The sequence below is a fragment of the Litoreibacter albidus genome (assembly GCF_900107015.1).
GTDB lineage: Bacteria > Pseudomonadota > Alphaproteobacteria > Rhodobacterales > Rhodobacteraceae > Litoreibacter > Litoreibacter albidus.
Genome location: NZ_FNOI01000001.1, coordinates 455,108 through 473,012, shown reverse-complemented (window position 1 = coordinate 473,012; position 17,905 = coordinate 455,108). Strand labels below are relative to the sequence as shown.

Here is a 17,905-nt window from a genome sequence, read left to right as displayed (position 1 = left end):
TCTTAAGTAAGGGCGGCCTGCACGTCCTTGCCCCAGCCTAGATAAAGCGTCCCGTTGTCGATCACGGGGCGCTTCATCAATGTGGGGTGCGCCAATAGCTGATCCAGCGGGTCGGCGGCGCGCTCCGCCTCCGACATGCCGCGCCATGTGGTGGAGCGGGTGTTGACCAGATCGCTCCCGAATGCGTCCAGAAAACGGGCCAGTTCGGCGCGCTCCAACGGGGTCGCCCGCACGTCGACAAACGCCGCATCCGGCAGGGCTTTCAGCGCCTTGCGGCAGGTGTCACAGGCCTTGATACCATAGAGTTTCATGCGGTTTTCCCTTCTGATTCCTTTCGTTTTATGGGGTTTGTCACAAAAATTGTCCAGAAAACGCCGATGCGAAATGCTTGGGGATCAAGGGCTTACTATACGTAACCCCGCCGAAATCAGGGTGCCTAATTTCTGTCATTGAAGTTTCAAACAGCACGCCTAATCTATTGTTTGTGAGACAGACTTTACGTTTCGGCCTACTTCTACGGATGCACACGCCTAACTTGAAGACACTGCTGCACCACCCCGCCGCATAACGCGGGCGGAGACTAGAAGGAGACACGGAATGGCCACTGGCACCGTAAAATGGTTCAACACCACCAAAGGCTTCGGCTTTATCGCACCTGACGATGGCGGCAAGGACGTCTTCGTCCACATTTCCGCCGTTGAGCGCGCTGGTCTGACCGGCCTGCGCGACGACCAGAAAATCCAGTACGAGATGATCGAAGGCCGCGACGGCCGCGCGTCGGCTGGCGATCTGGTTGCGCTGGATTAAGCCCTAAGCTGTTAAGAAAAGATGAAGGCCCGCCTATTCTGGCGGGCTTTTTTGTTGGATTTTTGCTGTCTGTAAAGCGTACGGTAAGTTTCGGACAAGTGAAGTTCCGAACCTATCAAAACGGCAGCGCCCGACCTGATGGGTGGGAGCGGCACGATCTTTGATCGTGCTTGGTCAGTTACCTACTACGGTTTGCTACCATTCCTCAATGTTTTTGCCAAATTCTTGTATGTATTCATCTTTGATAGCGAATCCGAATTCAGAGTTACCACTGGAACGAATGACACTTACGGCCCCATGTAGTGCTTTCAAACTTTGTTTTAAAAGCGCCTCCAATTGCTTCGATTGCCTTTCAATCTGCTCGCTTAGAAAAAACGCCCTACCTGAGACCTCCTCCTCATTCTCCGGAGATACTTCGATGGCCCAATCGCCAGCTTTGTTTCGCAACAACTTGGCCAACTCGAGAACCCTGGCGCGATCGAGTTGGCTGCGCTCGAATGCATCAAACTCACCGCTAGCTTGCAAATCTAGGTTCCCAATTAAGTTGTACAGCTCTGACTGCCCTTGAGAAATCAAAAAACTCTTTGCTTCGTGAGGAACTCTAGTTCGTTCAAACGTCCCAGCAATCGGCAACACCGCAAAAATCGGAAACGGCACTCCCCTATTCGTGGCGTCCTCTAAGCAAATATTTATATGGTTACGAAGAAATCCCACGTTCGAAACAATTTCTCCCAAGTGCTCAAACAAACTGTACGCGTGAGTCAAATTTTTCAGCCTCTCAAGCCGTTCTATCTCGGCTCGATTGTGCTGGTGCTCTAAAGTAAGCGCTAGCATTGAAAAGGCTCCACCGGACAAGGCACCGATCAAAGCCGCCCAATACTCGTTACCTGAAGGCAAAATACTGGAAAACATCTCCAATAAAAAGAAGACCAAGATGGTACCAAGCACACCTACGGTAATACCAAGCGCTAAATGCCCGCCACGCAACATGTTCAAACCTATTCGATTAAGCGAAGTTCAGAATTCAGTTCAACCACCAACAACCCCCATAAACTCCCGCCATTCGCCTTTGCTCATGCCGGAGGTCTCTTGGGTGACGTCCTCGCCTTTCAGCATGCGGCGCAGGCAGTCGACGCCTTTGCCGGAGAGTTGTGCGCCGCCTAGGCGGTAGTCCTTGAACGCCGCATAGGCCGCGGGGACCCAATCGGCGACGACCTTACAAATCGCATCCGCGTAAACCCTTATTTCATACTGTGCATGGCTATCTGCACGCAGGCGCAAGAAGTGAAACAGATTGTGGAGGTCCACCTTCCAGTACCATTGAGTATAGATATTCGCAGGCAGGTTCATGCGGGCCAGCTCGCGGGCAAGGCCGTCTTGGCCCTCATCGGAGATCATCGCCTCGTAGTTGTCATAGGCGCGGGTGCTGTCAGCCTTGAGGATTTCCAGCACGCGGGCGGCCTCCTCGCCCTCCAGAATTTGGCCACGGCCTTGGTTGTTCACCACGCTTTGCGCGTTGATGTGTTCCGGCGCGGGGATGTAGAACTCACGGTCGAGGATCGAATAGCGGGCGGAGTATTCGTTGACGTTAGCCGTCCGGTGGCGGATCCACTGGCGCGCGACAAAGACGGGCAGCTTCACGTGAAGCTTGATCTCGCACATCTCGAACGGGGTGGAGTGCCAGTGGCGCATCAGGTAGCGGATCAGCCCCTCGTCGTTCTGCACCGACTTGGTGCCCTTGCCGTAGGACACGCGGGCGGCCTGACAGATGGCTGAATCGTCGCCCATATAGTCGATGACGCGGATGAACCCGTGATCCAGCACCTCGTGGGCGGTATAGAGGTGCTGCTCCATCCCTGGCACCGTGGCGCGCATGGTGGTGTTTTGCTGAGACCGCGCGTCGGCGATTTCCTGTGCTTGCTCTGGGGAAATGGGCATCTGCGGCTCTCCGGCGTAAAGGATTCGAGGGTTGAGGCCATATATTGCGTCAAAGGGGGGGCTTTCATCAAGATGATGTTGGGGTTATCCACAAGCTAATCGGAATTGCCTTTGGATGTGGGCGATTGTTTAGCAACACTCCACAAATTCGCCCCCCGACAAGTGGCTGCACCGTTGACTTTTAACCCGCGCCACCGGAGTTTCCCCCCAAAACGCGCCGAGGGCGCACATTCGGGCAGTGAGATATAGATATGAGCATTAATACCGCCGTTAAGGCCTTTGGCATCCTGTCGATTACCGCAATGGTCGCCTGCGGCGGCTCCGGCTCCAACCCGGTGACGGGGGGGGATTCCGATGATGATGTGGTGACAGACCCCGGCACGGATCCGAATGCGAGCCTTACTAACGCCGCGTTTTTGTTCGACCCAAGCAAGAACCTCGTTGCTAATAGGTTTGACTTCACTCCAGGCGCCACCCCCGGCACCGGAACGATCACGATTAACAACCTTCCCTTCGATGGCGTCAGCTCTGAGGGCGGAGCCTACACCCCACGCCCCGGCGTCGTGTTACCGAATGGCGAAGTGTATCAAAACACGCCAAACTCTAGCGCTGAAGATCAATATTATGCAGTGGTTTTGACTTCCCCAACCACGGGGACAGGTGCGTTAGTCGGTGCGGTTGCCACAAATGCCTATCGGGGTTCGGGGTATGGCGGAGCGTATGCCAGTCGCCCAGAAGGTGCGAAGCTGCCACCAACTCAGGCGGCAACATACCAGTATACCGGCACTTACAACGGCATACGGGTGCTAAGGCAGCAAGAAGACATTGGTGCCACAAATGCCATTCAGTTGACCACTGGCAAGGCGGAAATCAACATTGACCTTCAAGACTTTGATCTAACTGGTGCCATTCGTGGACAAATCATTGATCGTCGCCTTTTCGACCTTGACGGAAACGAAATTTCAGTCGCAGGACGTGGGCTTGGCCGGATAGGTCTCGTGATCACCAACCTCAACCCCGATACGTTAATGACTGAAAGTGACAGCACCAATCCCGGAACTACAAATACCCGTAACCTTGACAATTCGTTTGCACAAACAGGCACATGGAATGGCATGGTTTCCGGCCCAAATGGTGAAGAAGTTGCTGGCTTTCTCGTCGTTGAGGGGCAACTGTCTGACTTTGATCCAAACTATGACTCCGACACAACTCGTGACCCCGTTACGGGCCGAGAGACTGGTGGCTTCATCACCTCCCGCCCCTAGCACCAAGGTAAGTTCGTGCCACGACCAGCTTTCCGTCATTTGAATTGCCTTTGCGCCTCAGCCTTTTTGTTTGCACTTTCACCGGTGCCTCACGGTTGGGCGCAAACTCAGATCAATCTCGATGAAGCGCGGGCGCTCACCTACCAGCTGGTTGCCGACGGTCAGTACGACAGCGCTTCAGCGTTGGCCCGCACAGTCCTTCAAAGCGACCCGAATGATCACGCCGCCCTACTGGCGTTGGCTCAAGCCGAACAGGGTGCGGGCCGCATGGCTTCGGCGCTCAGCGCATCTAAAGCTGCGTGGCGCAACTCACACACCGACGCCCAAAAGTATTCGTCTTCAGTGGTTGCCGCACAGGCGCTGAACGCAGACGGGAAGCCGTTGCGCGCCCAGTTTTGGTTGCGCCGCGCCGCTGAGCATGCCCCGAATGACACATTCAGAGCCCGCGCCAAGCAAGGCTTCAAGTATGTGCAAAACAAGAACCCCATGCGCGTTCACTTGCGGCTCTCGGTGGCGCCCTCATCTAACATCAACAATGGGTCGAAATCGGACACGATTGAGATTGCTGGCCTGCCCTTCTCCATTAGCGGTGACGCGCAGGCCTTATCCGGCGTCGAATACAATTTAGGTGCGACCCTATCGTACCGGTTGCCAAAAATCGGTGACTGGGCTCTTACTGCCAGTACATCGTTTGACGCTAAGTCATACAGCTTGTCGTCAGACGCGCAGGCCCTTGCCCCAACGGTTTCCAGCTCCGACTACGCCTTTCAAGAGCTCGACGCGCGGATCAGTGCGCGGCGCATTGACGCCGACGGCAAGGGCGCGACCAACCTCAGCTTCAAGGTCGGTGAAAACTGGTACGGTGGCAGCGCCTTAACCAAGTTTGCCGGCATCAATTTTGGCCGCCAGATAAAGGCCGGCAAGCAATCGACACTCGCCTTCAATCTGGGTGTGGAACGGCAGTGGCGGCAGGACACTGATTTAAGATCAGCCAATGTCGTATCTGCGTCTAGCACGTGGGGTCACCGCTTTGCTGGCGGAAATTCGGTTTGGGTCACAGGTTACGCCAGTGACACGGCATCCGACTCGGCCGCTATTGCGCAACAGACGCTGGGCGCGCGGGTCCGCTATGCGCCAGCCAAGCCGATCTTCGCAAAAACAAGTCTGGAGCTCTCACTGGGCTACCAAAACAAACGCTTTGACCGCGCTCTGCCGCTGTTCGACCGACGCGTGGATGACACTATCAACGCGTCCGCCACTATGACTTTCAACGATCTTGATTACTTCGGCTTTGCGCCAACCGCTGAGCTTAGCGCGAGTAAGACGTCCTCAACAGTCACTCAATATGATGTCGAGGATCTAGGCTTAAAACTAGGCCTTCGCTCGACATTCTAACGCCATGAAACACCAACGCCCTCCCACGACCCGCAGACTAGAGCGTGCTCTTGGGGACTTTGTCCGTACGCGGATGCAAGGTGGGTTTGGCGAGCTGCTTATGTTCTTCCTCAAACAGGGCTGGGCCGCGTTGTTTGGGGTATTGTTCATCATCGCCCTGATTGGCACCAAATTGGTGTGGCAGGACGACTGGCCGCTAGAGCGCTATGATGGTCTGTTTATATTTGCCGTCACGACCCAGATTGCCATGCTCTATTTCAAACTCGAGACTTGGGACGAGGCGCGGGTGATTTTGCTGTTTCACCTGACGGGCACCGCGATGGAGCTGTTCAAAATTCGGATGGGAAGTTGGTCATATCCCGAACCCGGTTACTTCGTGCTGGGCGGTGTGCCGATGTTCTCGGGCTTCATGTATGCCTCGATCGGCAGCTACATCGCGCGGGTGATCCGCATCTTTCAGATGCGCTTTGCCCCCTACCCACCGCTGTGGGTTACTTTTTTGTTTGGCGCGGCGATTTACGTCAATTTCTTCGCGCATCACTATACCGTCGACATTCGCCTTGGGTTGTTTGCCGCGTCGCTGATCCTATTTCTACGGACCCGCATCTGGTTCAACGTCGCAGGCACCCCGCGCTGGATGCCGATGCCAGTTGCGGCGTTCCTGTGCGCCTTCGTCGTCTGGATTGCGGAAAACGTCGGCACCATGACGGGTACTTGGATTTACGCGGGCCAGTCCGACATGCAGATGGTGAGTTTCGCCAAGATGGGATCATGGTACCTGCTGCTCTGGGTGGCATTTGTGACGGTCACCTTGGTGTCACGCAGCGCGTTGTCGCGTACAGCCGTAAATCCCGTGGCTACCCCCTCGCCATCAGCCGCTGAGGTGCTAGATAAGGAGGACACCAAAGAAGGAGCCTCCCACGATGAAAATCGAATTTCTGCACACCATGGTCCGCGTTAAGGATCTGGATAAATCCATCGAGTTCTACAAAATGCTGGGCCTGATCGAGCGTCGCCGTATCGACAATGAAGAGGGCCGGTTTTCCCTGATCTTTATGTGTCCGCCAGAGCAGGCCGACGGTCGCGCTGACGTTGAACTGACCTACAACTGGGACGGTGACGACGGGCTGCCATCCGATGGCCGTCACTTCGGCCACCTCGCCTACCGTGTCGAGAACATCTATGAGATGTGCCAGCAACTTATGGACGCGGGTGTAACGATCAACCGCCCACCACGCGACGGTCACATGGCGTTCGTGCGCTCCCCTGACAATGTGTCGGTTGAGTTGCTGCAAATGGACGAACCTTTGCCCGCACAAGAGCCTTGGGCCTCCATGGAAAACACAGGCCACTGGTAGCAATATGACCCTGCGAGCATCACGTGCGGCGGGGCCAGTTTTCTAAGTTAAACCGGAATGAGGGCCGCGCCGATCCTGCGGCCCTCGGACAACAAGACGTTATAGGTGCGGCAAGCCGTCGGCGTCGCCATCAGCTCCACGCCGATCTCGGCCTCATCCAAGGCCGAGCGCAATGCTTTAGGAATCTGGGTGATCTCGGCCCCTGTGCCGATGAACAACACGTCAAGCAGCTTGGCGCGGCTCAAGATTGTCTCGGTGTCGTCGAACCCACTCCATGCGAACCGCTCCGTGGGCAACAACAGTTGACCGCCATGGATCACCTCACCGCCGATCCGGAAGAAGCCGGGACCATAGCTGTCGATCGGCGGGGCGGTGTCATATGTGATTTCGGTCAAGCGCATGGTTTTAGTCCCAGAATGGCAGGCCCATAAGGATGGCCACCGCGATTATGACATAGGCAACAATGCGGTAAAACACCTCAAAGCGTGGAATAAAGATGGCCTGCCCCACTTTGGCGCCAATGCCGTAGGGCACCAGCAGCAAAAGCCCTAGCATCACGGCCTGCCCGCTGAGCATGCCTTGTAGCGCCATGCTTGGCAGCAACAACAAGCTGCTAACAGTCAGGAACACCAAAGAGTTGGCGCGCACTCTGGCAACGGGTTCCGTGCCGCTGAGTTGAAAGAGCAGCATAACTGGCCCCAACAACCCCGTGGCCCCGCCAACGAAGCCCGTCACAGTCCCCACCGCGGCCTGTGTGCTGCGTAGGGAGGACAGTTTTTGCCGCCAGCCACTCATCAATGCTGCGAGGGTCACCGCCGCAATGACAAGGACCGCCCAGCGGATATGAACCACGTCACTTGTGCGCAGCACATAGATGCCCACAGGCGCACCGAGGACCGAGAAAGCAATCATGGTGAGAACTGAGGGTTTATCCATCTGCCCCCATGCGCGCGGGACCAGCGTGACCAGTGAGGCCAGAGCGGAGACAGAGAAGGAGGCGACGGCCAATTCCGGCACCCAGAATATCGTTGCAACTGGCATGAAGATGAGCGCCGCACCGAACCCCGCAAAGCCGTAAACAATGCCCGCGACAACGGTGATCAGAGCGACCCAGCCCAAGCCCGATTGGGCGAGGGCTGTGGTCAGGATATCAGGCATCAATATTCGCGTATTGGCCGCCCGCGTTCGGGTCTTTCTTGGTCCAATCGCGTTTCACACCGAGGAAAAGCAATATCGTGGAGGCGACGAAGACAGAGCTATACGTCCCGACGATGATGCCCCAGATCATGGCGAATACGAACCCACGGATCACGTCTCCGCCCAGAACGAACAGGGCGATCAGTGCCAGCAGAGTGGTCACCGATGTCATCATCGTCCGCGACAAGGTCTCGTTGATCGACAGGTTCAACACCTCCGACAAGTCCTTGGTCTTGTACTTGCGCAGGTTTTCCCGCACGCGGTCAAACACCACCACGGTATCGTTGATCGAATAACCGACGATGGTCAAAAGCGCCGCGATGATCGCAAGATCAAAGCGGATTTGAAGCTCCGAGAAGATGCCAAGCGTCAGCACAACGTCATGCACCAAGGCGATGACCGCGCCGACAGCGAACTGCCATTCGAACCGCAACCAGATGTAGATCAACACCGCAGTGATCGCCAAGAACACGGCAATAGCGGCAGTTTGGATCAACTCCCCCGACACCTTTGGCCCGACGGATTCGACGGACGGGAAGGTGATTTCAGGATCAATCGTGCGCAGCGCGGTCTCGACGGCGGCGATGGTCTCACCAGTTACGGATTCGTCACCCTCTTGCGCTTCGATACGCACCATGGCGACGTTCTGATCAGCGGCGAATGTCGGGTCGAAGACTTCGGTGATAGAAACGTCACCAAGGCCCGCAGGCTCCAATGCGAGGCGGTAGGCTGCGACATCAACCGGCTGCGTGCTTTCGGTGCGGATCGTGGTGCCACCGCGAAAGTCGATGCCGTAGTTCAGCCCTTGTATCATGAACGACGCCATCCCGACGACGATCATCACCAAGGAGATGCCAAGCCAAACCTTCCATTTGCCGAAGAAGTCCCATGAGGTGACTGTAGGTACGAGTTTCAAACGCATCGTATTATACCTCGATCTGTTTGGGACGGCGGCGTTCAAACCAGAATACCACGATTAGGCGCGTCACATAGATGGCCGTGAACACGGACGTCATGATGCCAAGGCCAAGCGTGACCGAGAAGCCGCGCACAGGGCCGGAGCCCATGACGAAGAGTATAACCGCGACGATGAACGTGGTTACGTTGGCGTCGAGGATGGCCGACAATGCTTTCTCGTAACCAAGCTCAATCGCGCGGGCCGGACCTTTGGAGGTCAGAAGCTCTTCACGGATACGCTCGAACACCAGCACGTTTGCGTCCACCGCCATACCAATGGTCAGCACGATGCCGGCAATACCAGGAAGCGTAAGCGTGGCCCCGATCAGCGACAACAGGCCGAAGATCAGCCCCACGTTGATGATCAGCGCGATGTTGGCGAAAACGCCGAACAACCCGTAGCTGAGAACCATGAAGACCAACACGCCGATAAAGGCCACGATGCAGGCGATTTTGCCCGCGTCGATGCTGTCTTGTCCCAGTTCCGGACCGACTGTGCGCTCCTCTAGGAAGGTCATTTCGGCTGGCAGCGCACCGGCGCGCAGAAGCACAGCAAGGTTCGTCGATTCCTCAACCGAGAAGTTGCCGCTGATCTGGCCGGAGCCGCCAAGGATAGCTTCGCGAATAACCGGAGCGGAGATCACTTCGTTGTCGAGCACGATCGCGAAAGGCGCGCCAACATTTTCGCTGGTAAAGATACCGAACTTGCGCCCGCCAGTAGAGTCGAAGCGGAACGTAACGGACGGCTGGCCGTTCTGGTCAAACGCAGGTTGCGCGTTGGCCAGATCCTCCCCCGTGACCACGGGGGTTTGTTCTAGAACGTAGAACGTGCCCTGCTCTTGCGGGTCGATGGATGGCACCAAAATCTGGCGGCCGGATACACGCTCATTGGGGTTGGATGTGCGCGAAACGACGGGATGGAAGGTGAGTTTCGCGGTCGTGCCGATAAGCTCTTTCAACTCGGTCGCGGAGCCGATGCCTGGCACCTGAATAAGGATACGGCGTTCACCTTGGCGCTGGATTGTTGGCTCACGAGTGCCCGCCTCGTCCACACGACGGCGGATAATTTCAAGCGATTGCTGCATCGTGCGGTCGTCCGTGGCAACGCGCTCCGCTTCGGTCAGGGACACAGTGATCGTATCGCCCTGCCCTGAAACCTGAATGTCAGTGTTGCCCGATCCGGTAAGGCTTACAACGGGCGTGGCCAAGCCGCGCACCAAAGTGATGGCTTCTTGAAGGCCCGCTGGCTCGGAAATCTTGATTTTTAGCTCGCCCGGCGCGGCGTTCTGGCGGCGGATGGTACCGATGGTGTCACGCGCATCACGCAACGTGTCACGGACCTCCGGCCAGAAGCCGTCCATGCGGCTGTCGTAGACGTCTTCCACATTGACCTCGGCCAACAGATGGGCCCCGCCCCGAAGGTCGAGCCCCAAGTTGACTAAGCCAGACGGCAGGAACCCCGGCCAGCTGGCGGCATCGGCCGTAAGCTCCGGCGTGACCGCAGCGCCTGCCTCAAGTGCCGCAGTGGCGTCGTTGTGCTTTTCAACGGTGGGGTAGAAGCCGTTGGGCAATGCCAACGACAACCCCACAAGCACCGTCAGCAGGATCGTGGCCCGCTGCCAGAAAGACATCTGAAGCATGGTTTATTTCGCCGGTTCGGTTTTGCTGACAACGGATGCCAGTGTCGATTTGATCACGCGAACTTTGACGCCTTCAGCGATTTCAACCTCGATTTCGCCGTCTTCTTTGACCTTGGCCACTTTGCCAACAATGCCGCCTTGGGTGATCACTTGGTCACCGCGACGCACAGCGTTCACCATGGCCTGATGATCCTTCAGCTTCTTTTGCTGTGGGCGGATCAACAAGAAATACATGATCGCAAAAATCAGGATCAGGGGAATGAATGAAGTGAAAGCGCTTCCTGCGCCCCCAGCGGCCTGTGCGTAGGCAGGTGTGACGAACATCTGCAGTCCTTTTGTTTGTGGGCCAAAACGGCCTTTGTCAGTTGCGGCGCACCCTATCGCCGCCACGCGTGGGGCGCAACGGGGATAGTAAGACCACGTAGGCATGATATATCGGGATCATATTTCGAGATTTAAAGGACTTCAGAATGGGCAGTTTCTCGTGTGAGGCGATTTACAGATGCGATCGCCGCGACCGCACCGTATTATTCAACGCGAAGACCGCCGACGACGGTATGAATGCGCTCAACCAGATTCACGAAACCGCCAGCCAACGGGTAGAGTTTCGGGGGTGCGAATATGACCATATTCGATATCTTCCGGTCCTAAATGACCTCTTCGCACAGCGTGAGTACCTCGCCTTTGATCAGTATGCTGAACGCCCCATCATTCATTACCGTATCATCAATGCAGTCGACGTTTCCACACAAGCGCAAGCGATCTTGGAGCTAATTGCCCGTTTGAAAGAGAACCCGACCCCAATTATTGAAGTCATCCGCAAAGAAGCCGAACAAATGGTTGCGGCGTATAGAACAGCGATGAAGCGACCAGATAGTAGAGCCTCAATGATGCGGCATTACTCTGAGGGCTTACACACAGCGACAAGTGCGCTTGAACAGTTTTCGTTGAGTGCAACAGATGTCTGCACCCTATTTGAAATTGCAAAAATCGGCGGGTTTTACCCAGGTGACGCCCCAGAGGAACTTGTGGCCATGGCAAACATCCACACGCCCAACTCAAGTGCCTTAACCTCGCTATGCCAATCGTTCGGGTTCCTGAAGTCCATAATCCCTATTTACGAAGAAGCCGCCGACGCGGGGCAATCTATTGTTCACCTGCAAGTATACGGCACTTAAAAACAGCCCCACTTTCCACCCCCACAAAAACCCGTCATAAGCCCCATATTAGCAACCCAATACGAGGACAGACACCGTGCATGACATTCGCATGATCCGCGAGACCCCCGAGGTCTTTGACGCAGCCATGAAGCAGCGCAAATCGGATGTGTCCTCGTCCGACGTGCTGGCCATTGACACAGCTCGTCGCGCCAAGATTGCCGCCGCCGAAGACGCCAAAGCCGCGCAGAACGCCGCCTCCAAGCAAGTGGGCGCCGCAAAAGCCAAGGGCGATGAGGCCGAGTTTGAACGTCTGCGCGCGCTTGTGGTCGACAAGAAAGCCGAAGTTGCGCGTCTCAACGACGAAGCCAAGCTGGAAGACGACAAGCTGACGGACCTGCTGATGGGCCTGCCCAACATCCCGATGGAGGGCGTTCCAGAAGGCGACAGCGAAGACGACAACGTCGAAATCAACCGCTGGGGCACACCGCGCCGTTTCCCGTTCACCCCGAAAGAGCATTTTGACCTGCCGGGCGTCATTCCGGGCATGGACTTTGAAACCGCTGCAAAACTCTCCGGCTCGCGCTTTGTGCTGCTCAAGGGGTCGGTTGCGCGGTTGCACCGTGCCTTGGCCCAATTCATGCTCGACACCCACGTCGAAAACGGGTTGACCGAGATGTGGACCCCCGTTCTGGTCAATGAGGCCATGATGTACGGCACGGGCCAGTTGCCTAAATTCGGCGAAGACAGCTACCAGACGACCAACGGTCAATGGCTGATCCCGACGTCCGAGGTGACGTTGACGAACACCGTCAACGGCGAGACCTTGGACGAGGCCAAACTACCGCTACGCATGTGCGCCCATTCACAGTGCTTCCGCTCCGAGGCGGGATCCGCAGGGCGCGACACATCGGGCATGCTGCGCCAGCACCAATTCGAGAAGGTGGAGATGGTGTCGATCACCAAGCCCGAAGATTCCCGCGCGGAGTTGGACCGCATGACAACCGCCGCAGAAAGCATTCTGGAGACCCTACTCCTGCCGTTCCGTACTGTCGTGCTGTGTACCGGCGACATGGGCTTCGGCGCAGAACGCACCCACGACATCGAAGTCTGGTTGCCCGGTCAACAGATGTACCGTGAAATCAGCTCTGTCTCCGTGATGGGTGCGTTCCAAGCACGCCGCATGAATGCGCGCTATAAACCGGCGGATGGCGGCAAGCCTGAACATGTTCACACGCTGAACGGCTCTGGCCTCGCGGTTGGACGCTGCCTGATTGCGGTGCTGGAGAACGGCCAACAAGCGGATGGCTCTGTGGAGCTTCCGGTGGCCTTGCACCCTTACTTGGGCGGCAAAACAACGCTGGACCCGTTCGGCACGCTTATTTAAGCGGGCCTTTCGCACTTTCTTAGGAACCGAAGCCAGACATCCGGCGTTTAGCCTGCAATGCGCCCTCGTACACATCGCTGTACGGGGGCGTTAAACAGTTACTTAGGATGTAGTGGCATGAAGGCTTGGGCAATATTGGCCGCGACGACGGCGTTTTTGATATCCCCGTTCATAACCGAAGGGTTTGCGGGGTTCAGGCCCGACCAATTCCCCATTCCGCAAGACGACGCGCCGGTTCAGCCGCTGGGCTACGCCTTCTCCATCTGGTCGGTGATTTATCTGTGGCTTCTGGTCTCGGCGGTCATTGGTGTGTGGAAGCACCGCGATGACGCGCATTGGGATGCCGCCCGCGTGCCCCTTTTCCTGTCTCTGGCCGTCGGCGCCTTCTGGATCAAAGTCGCGACGCTGTCGGTGATCTGGGCAAGTGTGCTCATCTGGGTGATGCTAGGCACGGCCGTTTGGGCACTCCTCGCGGGCCGCAACATTCGGCCCGCGTGGCAGTTCGCACTGCCAGCTGGTCTTTATGCAGGTTGGCTGACGGCGGCGTCCTGCGTCTCTATCGGTTTGTTGGGCGCGGGGTACGGCATAGGCGGCGGCGCGGTCATGTGGGCACTGCTGATGGTCAGTGTGGCCATGTTGATCGCCGCGTTGGTTCAGCACCGCGCGCACGGCGTGTGGACCTACGCGCTAGCCGTGGTCTGGGCCTTGGTTGGTATCATTGCACGCAACGGCACTGAGACGCTCTCCGTGACACTGTTTGCAGTGGCGGGAGCTGTGATAATTTCGGGACTGGCGGTTCGACAGATGCAATTCAACCGCTGACCCCGCTTTACCCACCGCCCTATTTTCCCTAAAGCTAGGTTAAAAAACGGGGCGGTCACATCCATGCGCATTCTTATTACCAATGACGACGGCATCAACGCTCCTGGGCTAGAGGTCATTCACGCCATCGCAACCGAAGTCGCCGGACCCGATGGCGAGGTTTGGACCGTTGCACCTGCGTTCGAGAAATCGGGCGTCGCGCATTGCATCAACTACGCCCACCCCACCATGATTGTCGAACTGGCGGAACGCCGTTTTGCAGCCGAGGGCGCGCCCGCCGACTGCGTACTCGCGGGCGTTCATGAGGTCATGGGCTTAGCCAAGCCGGACCTGATTTTGTCGGGCGTGAACAAAGGTAACAACTCCGCAGAGAACACCGTTTATTCGGGCACCATTGGCGCCGCCATGGAAGGCGCACTTCAGGGTGTTAAGTCAATTGCGATGTCCCAATACTTTGGACCGGGCAATTTGCGGCTTGAGAACCAGTTCGAAGCCGCTGCAGCGCATGGTGCGGAACTTGTCAAAAACCTACTTCAGAACGGCATTTGGGGCGGCGAAGGCTACCAAACCTTCTACAATGTCAACTTTCCGCCCGTTGCCGCCGCCGACGTGAAAGGCACACGCGTCGTGCGCCAAGGTCTGAGGCCAACGGGGGGGATGGGCGTCGAAAGTCACATGCCACCGAACGGGCGCAAGTATCTTTGGATCAAGGGCAATCCGCAGAACGTGTGCTCAGGTGAAAACACCGATGCGTCAGTGAATATCGACGGTTGGATTTCCGTTACGCCGATGCGCTGCGATTTGACGGCGCATGACCTGCTGGACGACCTAGAGCGTCGCCTGTCATGACAGAACCTGCGACCTCTGAAGCGGAACGCAAGATGCAGTTCCTCTACGGGCTGCGCTCCAAGGGGATAATGGACCCGCGGGTGCTGACGGCCATGGAGAAAGTGGATCGCGGCGCGTTTATCACTGGAACCTTCGCGGATCGCGCTTACGAGGACATGCCCCTGCCCATTGCGTGCGGGCAAACGATCTCCCAACCATCTGTAGTAGGGTTGATGACCCAAGCTTTGGATGTGCAACCACGCAACAAGGTGTTGGAGGTCGGAACAGGCTCCGGCTACCAAGCCGCCGTTCTGAGCCACCTTGCCAGACGGGTTTACAGCGTGGACCGCCACGCCCGTCTGACGCGCCCTGTGCGTAAATTGTTTCAAGATCTGGACATCACAAATGTGACCATATTGACAGGCGACGGCAGCTACGGCTTGCCCGAGCAAGCCCCCTTTGATCGCATTCTTGTGACCGCAGCGGCTGAAGACCCGCCCGGCCCGCTATTGGCGCAACTGCGCGAGGGCGGTATCATGGTTGTGCCGGTGGGGCAGTCCGACGCGGTGCAAAGCCTGATCAAGGTAACGAAAACCCCGCAAGGGTTTGACTACGAAGAACTAATGCCGGTTCGCTTCGTCCCTCTGCTTGAGGGTCTGGGGCAGGACTAAACCTAAAGGCCCAGACATAAGGGCCACGTGGATTGAGGAAGAAGAATATGCGCAGCAGGCGTTTCAGCAAGTTATTGCCGATGGTGGCTTTGGGATTTGGGCTTTCGGCCTGTGACGGTCAGGTGGGCGAACGCCTTGCCAATCTGGACCTTGACCTGCGCGGCACAGCGGGTGGCTTGGACACCTCCAGCGCCGCGCGCACAGCCACAGGCACGCGACCCCGGCCGGACAGCCGTGGCATCATCTCCTACCCGAATTACCAAGTTGCCGTCGCCCAGCGTGACGACACGGTGACGACTGTCGCCAACCGTATCGGGGTTAGCCCACAGGATTTGGCCAGCTACAACGGCCTGCGCGTTGACGACAAGCTCAACAAGGGCGAAGTCCTCGCACTGCGCGGCACGATCAGCACGACTGGAACCAGCCCAAGCGGCGAGACCAAGCCGCTCGACATCACACAAATCGCGACCACAGCTATTGGCCGCGCGCCGACGTCGAAAACCACAGCGGCAACCAAACGCGTCGACGGGCCGGAGCCGATCCGCCACCAAGTCGGACGCGGCGAAACCGCGTACTCCGTCGCGCGTCTCTACAACGTCTCCGCACGCTCCTTGGCGGAGTGGAACGGTCTGGGTCCGGATTTGGAAGTCCGTGAAGGCCAGTACCTGCTGATCCCTGTCGCCAAAGACGGCTCTGCCACCGTGAAGGCGCCCGTAAAGGAAGCCGCCGTTGTGGCACCGGGCGCAGGCACGCCGACGCCGCAGCCACCATCAGCAACAAAACCGCTTCCGGCTGAAAAGATCGCGCCCAAGGCCACGCCAGTCGCGGCCCCTGCTGCGACGAAGGCCGCGCCAAGTGCCGCCGCACGGCTTCTGACACCCGTGTCTGGACAAGTCTTGCGCCCGTATAAGAAGCGCAAGAACGAGGGCATCGACATATCCGCCAGCACCGGCACGCCGGTTAAGGCGGCAGCTGACGGTGAGGTCGCCGCAATCACACGAGACACAGATCAAGTGCCGATTCTGGTGCTCCGCCACCCTGGCAACCTTTTGACAGTCTACGCAAATATCTCTGATATTGCGGTGAAAAAGGGCGATAAGGTGACCCGTGGCAAGACCATCGCCAAGGTCGGTAAGGGCTCCCCGAGCTTCTTGCACTTTGAGGTCCGTGAGGGCTTTGAAAGCGTCGACCCCGCGCCGTTCCTGAAGTAGGGCCTACGGCAAATCAATTAAGGCAAAAGCGAGGGGAAGTTCGGCAGAACCCCTCGCTTTTTTCTTATTTACGTCATTTAAACAGCCAATTTGAAGATCAATGTATTCGTAGTGTAAACAGTTATCGGGGCCTGTTATGGCCATTTACTACGGATATTCTAACGCCATCTTTGGGTCGCAGAGCACGGTAAACGGCTCTGCGCACAACTATGCGTTTGGCCCCCCAACTGGCGGAACGTGGTCCTTCACTGGTGAAAACACCAGCTTTCACGTGCGCGAGAACGATGCCGCGACCGTTTACAACGGCGACGTCACCAATGAACAAATCGCCGCGCAAGAACGCTTTGGCGGCGTCGGTGAACAAGTCACTCTGATCGACGGAACCTATTACCAGACGATCTGGGACTATACCTTTCAAGTGACCGCTGCGGACGGCACGGTCTACCGCGTCGGCGTGATTGACGTTGACTTGAACAACGACAACGACGTGCAAGACACCGTGGGCGGCGTATCCGAAGACGGGTATTTTCTGGTGTTCCCCGATGGCGTCCCACCGGCGGGTGCGAACTATACTATCGGTGGCATCGTGGAGAATGACGCTCACACCCCGCACACGGGTTTGGGCGCGCAAGTGGTTTGCTTTGCGGCGGGCACGCTAATCGAGACGGACAGCGGCTTGCGAGAGGTGCAGACCCTGCAACCCGGCGACTTGATCATGACGCGCGATGCTGGGCTTCAGCCCTTGGCATGGACGGGCGGTCGCCGCGTGGAGGCGGTGGGCGATCTCGCCCCTATCGTCATCCGCAAAGGTGCGCTCGGCAACACCCGCGACTTGGTCGTGTCGCCCCAGCACCGCATGCTAATAGAGGGCTGGCAAGCGGAACTGTGGTTCGGTGAGCCGGAAGTATTCGTGAGAGCCAAAGACCTTGTGAACGGCAAGACGATCTACGCGCGACAAGGCGGCATGGTGAATTATCACCACATCATGTTCGATACGCATCAGGTCGTCTACGCCGAAGGCGCACCATCTGAGAGCTTCCACCCCGGCCCCCAAGCAATGGATGCGCTGGACCATGGCCCGCGCGACGAACTGCTGCGTCTGTTCCCCGATCTGGCTTACGCGGCATCCCCGGTGATGTCTTCCGCACGTATGAGCCTCAAGGGGTTCGAGGCCAACTGCCTGCTGAATTGAGCAGAAAACACATTCATGTCTAAGCCGAGCTGACATAGACATTCGCCTAATTGATCTTATATGAAGGCAATGCGAGGACG

Annotated in this window: 20 protein-coding genes; 12 read left to right on the top strand and 8 right to left on the bottom strand. The window is 57.3% G+C overall.

Going from position 1 to position 17,905, the window contains the following annotated elements:
- Positions 1 to 2 precede the first annotated feature (2 nt).
- A complete protein-coding gene (locus tag BLW66_RS02395; RefSeq protein ID WP_089944471.1) occupies positions 3 to 311 on the bottom strand; it encodes an arsenate reductase family protein in 309 nt (102 codons plus the stop codon).
- A gap of 286 nt (positions 312 to 597) precedes the next feature.
- On the opposite strand from BLW66_RS02395, the gene BLW66_RS02390 reads away from it, so the two are divergent.
- Positions 598 to 807: a cold-shock protein gene (locus tag BLW66_RS02390; RefSeq protein ID WP_021099906.1), complete on the top strand. Its 210-nt coding sequence runs from the start codon at positions 598 to 600 to the stop codon at positions 805 to 807.
- A 195-nt stretch (positions 808 to 1,002) separates the two neighbouring features.
- Here BLW66_RS02390 and BLW66_RS02385 read toward each other — a convergent pair whose 3' ends face one another.
- The gene (locus BLW66_RS02385) at positions 1,003 to 1,803 is read right to left on the bottom strand and encodes a hypothetical protein (RefSeq protein ID WP_170833371.1); all 801 of its coding nucleotides are present in this window, start codon (positions 1,801 to 1,803) and stop codon (positions 1,003 to 1,005) included.
- 33 nt (positions 1,804 to 1,836) lie between these two features.
- Positions 1,837 to 2,745, bottom strand: coding sequence for an FAD-dependent thymidylate synthase (gene thyX, locus BLW66_RS02380; RefSeq protein ID WP_089944465.1), 909 nt, complete (start codon positions 2,743 to 2,745; stop codon positions 1,837 to 1,839).
- A gap of 251 nt (positions 2,746 to 2,996) precedes the next feature.
- Here thyX and BLW66_RS02375 point away from each other — a divergent pair, with 251 nt between their 5' ends.
- From BLW66_RS02375 to BLW66_RS02360, 4 genes are all read left to right on the top strand, one after another.
- Complete coding sequence (locus BLW66_RS02375) at positions 2,997 to 4,010, top strand: hypothetical protein (RefSeq protein WP_089944462.1); 1,014 nt, start codon at positions 2,997 to 2,999, stop codon at positions 4,008 to 4,010.
- Between the two features lie 66 nt (positions 4,011 to 4,076).
- Complete coding sequence (locus BLW66_RS02370; protein ID WP_170833370.1) at positions 4,077 to 5,405, top strand: surface lipoprotein assembly modifier; 1,329 nt, start codon at positions 4,077 to 4,079, stop codon at positions 5,403 to 5,405.
- Between the two features lie 4 nt (positions 5,406 to 5,409).
- Positions 5,410 to 6,366 carry a DUF817 domain-containing protein gene (locus tag BLW66_RS02365; protein ID WP_089944456.1) on the top strand — a complete coding sequence of 319 codons (957 nt, stop codon included), beginning with the start codon at positions 5,410 to 5,412 and terminating at the stop codon, positions 6,364 to 6,366.
- Positions 6,329 to 6,763, top strand: a complete 435-nt coding sequence (locus BLW66_RS02360; RefSeq protein ID WP_089944453.1) for a VOC family protein — start codon at positions 6,329 to 6,331, stop codon at positions 6,761 to 6,763. Before BLW66_RS02365 ends, BLW66_RS02360 begins: the two co-directional genes overlap by 38 nt.
- A 47-nt stretch (positions 6,764 to 6,810) precedes the next feature.
- On the opposite strand, the gene BLW66_RS02355 is transcribed toward BLW66_RS02360, so the two are convergent.
- The 5 genes from BLW66_RS02355 to yajC are packed head-to-tail and all read right to left on the bottom strand — an operon-like array spanning position 6,811 to position 10,881.
- Positions 6,811 to 7,164, bottom strand: a complete 354-nt coding sequence (locus tag BLW66_RS02355) for an Mth938-like domain-containing protein (protein WP_089944450.1) — start codon at positions 7,162 to 7,164, stop codon at positions 6,811 to 6,813.
- A gap of 4 nt (positions 7,165 to 7,168) precedes the next feature.
- The gene (locus BLW66_RS02350) at positions 7,169 to 7,921 is read right to left on the bottom strand and encodes a sulfite exporter TauE/SafE family protein (RefSeq protein WP_089944446.1); all 753 of its coding nucleotides are present in this window, start codon (positions 7,919 to 7,921) and stop codon (positions 7,169 to 7,171) included.
- Positions 7,914 to 8,882: a protein translocase subunit SecF gene (secF, locus tag BLW66_RS02345; protein WP_089944443.1), complete on the bottom strand. Its 969-nt coding sequence runs from the start codon at positions 8,880 to 8,882 to the stop codon at positions 7,914 to 7,916. Before secF ends, BLW66_RS02350 begins: the two co-directional genes overlap by 8 nt.
- A gap of 4 nt (positions 8,883 to 8,886) precedes the next feature.
- On the bottom strand, positions 8,887 to 10,557 hold the full coding sequence (secD, locus tag BLW66_RS02340; RefSeq protein ID WP_089944439.1) for a protein translocase subunit SecD: 1,671 nt from the start codon (positions 10,555 to 10,557) through the stop codon (positions 8,887 to 8,889).
- Positions 10,558 to 10,560: 3 nt separating this feature from the next.
- On the bottom strand, positions 10,561 to 10,881 hold the full coding sequence (gene yajC, locus BLW66_RS02335) for a preprotein translocase subunit YajC (RefSeq protein ID WP_089944438.1): 321 nt from the start codon (positions 10,879 to 10,881) through the stop codon (positions 10,561 to 10,563).
- A gap of 146 nt (positions 10,882 to 11,027) precedes the next feature.
- On the opposite strand from yajC, the gene BLW66_RS02330 reads away from it, so the two are divergent.
- The 7 genes from BLW66_RS02330 to BLW66_RS02300 all read left to right on the top strand — a co-directional run bounded on the left by BLW66_RS02330 (position 11,028) and on the right by BLW66_RS02300 (position 17,825).
- Positions 11,028 to 11,735: a hypothetical protein gene (locus BLW66_RS02330; RefSeq protein WP_089944435.1), complete on the top strand. Its 708-nt coding sequence runs from the start codon at positions 11,028 to 11,030 to the stop codon at positions 11,733 to 11,735.
- 76 nt (positions 11,736 to 11,811) lie between these two features.
- Complete coding sequence (serS, locus tag BLW66_RS02325) at positions 11,812 to 13,101, top strand: serine--tRNA ligase (RefSeq protein ID WP_089944432.1); 1,290 nt, start codon at positions 11,812 to 11,814, stop codon at positions 13,099 to 13,101.
- Positions 13,102 to 13,218: 117 nt separating this feature from the next.
- A complete protein-coding gene (locus tag BLW66_RS02320; RefSeq protein WP_089944429.1) occupies positions 13,219 to 13,923 on the top strand; it encodes a hypothetical protein in 705 nt (234 codons plus the stop codon).
- Positions 13,924 to 13,986: 63 nt separating this feature from the next.
- Entirely contained in the window at positions 13,987 to 14,772 is a 786-nt protein-coding gene (surE, locus tag BLW66_RS02315; RefSeq protein ID WP_089944428.1) for a 5'/3'-nucleotidase SurE, read from the top strand.
- Positions 14,769 to 15,422 carry a protein-L-isoaspartate(D-aspartate) O-methyltransferase gene (locus BLW66_RS02310; RefSeq protein ID WP_089944425.1) on the top strand — a complete coding sequence of 218 codons (654 nt, stop codon included), beginning with the start codon at positions 14,769 to 14,771 and terminating at the stop codon, positions 15,420 to 15,422. Before surE ends, BLW66_RS02310 begins: the two co-directional genes overlap by 4 nt.
- A 47-nt stretch (positions 15,423 to 15,469) precedes the next feature.
- Positions 15,470 to 16,633, top strand: a complete 1,164-nt coding sequence (locus BLW66_RS02305; protein ID WP_089944422.1) for a M23 family metallopeptidase — start codon at positions 15,470 to 15,472, stop codon at positions 16,631 to 16,633.
- A gap of 136 nt (positions 16,634 to 16,769) precedes the next feature.
- Complete coding sequence (locus BLW66_RS02300; protein ID WP_089944419.1) at positions 16,770 to 17,825, top strand: Hint domain-containing protein; 1,056 nt, start codon at positions 16,770 to 16,772, stop codon at positions 17,823 to 17,825.
- Positions 17,826 to 17,905: the final 80 nt, after the last annotated feature.

Excerpts from the sequence above, each read along its gene's own strand:
- BLW66_RS02395 (WP_089944471.1), bottom strand. The coding sequence starts at position 311 with ATGAAACTCTATGGTATCAAGGCCTGTGACACCTGCCGCAAGGCGCTG.
- BLW66_RS02390 (WP_021099906.1), top strand. The coding sequence starts at position 598 with ATGGCCACTGGCACCGTAAAATGGTTCAACACCACCAAAGGCTTCGGC.
- thyX (WP_089944465.1), bottom strand. The coding sequence starts at position 2,745 with ATGCCCATTTCCCCAGAGCAAGCACAGGAAATCGCCGACGCGCGGTCT.
- BLW66_RS02375 (WP_089944462.1), top strand. The coding sequence starts at position 2,997 with ATGAGCATTAATACCGCCGTTAAGGCCTTTGGCATCCTGTCGATTACC.
- BLW66_RS02365 (WP_089944456.1), top strand. The coding sequence starts at position 5,410 with ATGAAACACCAACGCCCTCCCACGACCCGCAGACTAGAGCGTGCTCTT.
- BLW66_RS02360 (WP_089944453.1), top strand. The coding sequence starts at position 6,329 with ATGAAAATCGAATTTCTGCACACCATGGTCCGCGTTAAGGATCTGGAT.
- BLW66_RS02355 (WP_089944450.1), bottom strand. The coding sequence starts at position 7,164 with ATGCGCTTGACCGAAATCACATATGACACCGCCCCGCCGATCGACAGC.
- BLW66_RS02350 (WP_089944446.1), bottom strand. The coding sequence starts at position 7,921 with ATGCCTGATATCCTGACCACAGCCCTCGCCCAATCGGGCTTGGGCTGG.
- secF (WP_089944443.1), bottom strand. The coding sequence starts at position 8,882 with ATGCGTTTGAAACTCGTACCTACAGTCACCTCATGGGACTTCTTCGGC.
- secD (WP_089944439.1), bottom strand. The coding sequence starts at position 10,557 with ATGCTTCAGATGTCTTTCTGGCAGCGGGCCACGATCCTGCTGACGGTG.
- yajC (WP_089944438.1), bottom strand. The coding sequence starts at position 10,881 with ATGTTCGTCACACCTGCCTACGCACAGGCCGCTGGGGGCGCAGGAAGC.
- BLW66_RS02330 (WP_089944435.1), top strand. The coding sequence starts at position 11,028 with ATGGGCAGTTTCTCGTGTGAGGCGATTTACAGATGCGATCGCCGCGAC.
- BLW66_RS02320 (WP_089944429.1), top strand. The coding sequence starts at position 13,219 with ATGAAGGCTTGGGCAATATTGGCCGCGACGACGGCGTTTTTGATATCC.
- surE (WP_089944428.1), top strand. The coding sequence starts at position 13,987 with ATGCGCATTCTTATTACCAATGACGACGGCATCAACGCTCCTGGGCTA.
- BLW66_RS02310 (WP_089944425.1), top strand. The coding sequence starts at position 14,769 with ATGACAGAACCTGCGACCTCTGAAGCGGAACGCAAGATGCAGTTCCTC.
- BLW66_RS02305 (WP_089944422.1), top strand. The coding sequence starts at position 15,470 with ATGCGCAGCAGGCGTTTCAGCAAGTTATTGCCGATGGTGGCTTTGGGA.
- BLW66_RS02300 (WP_089944419.1), top strand. The coding sequence starts at position 16,770 with ATGGCCATTTACTACGGATATTCTAACGCCATCTTTGGGTCGCAGAGC.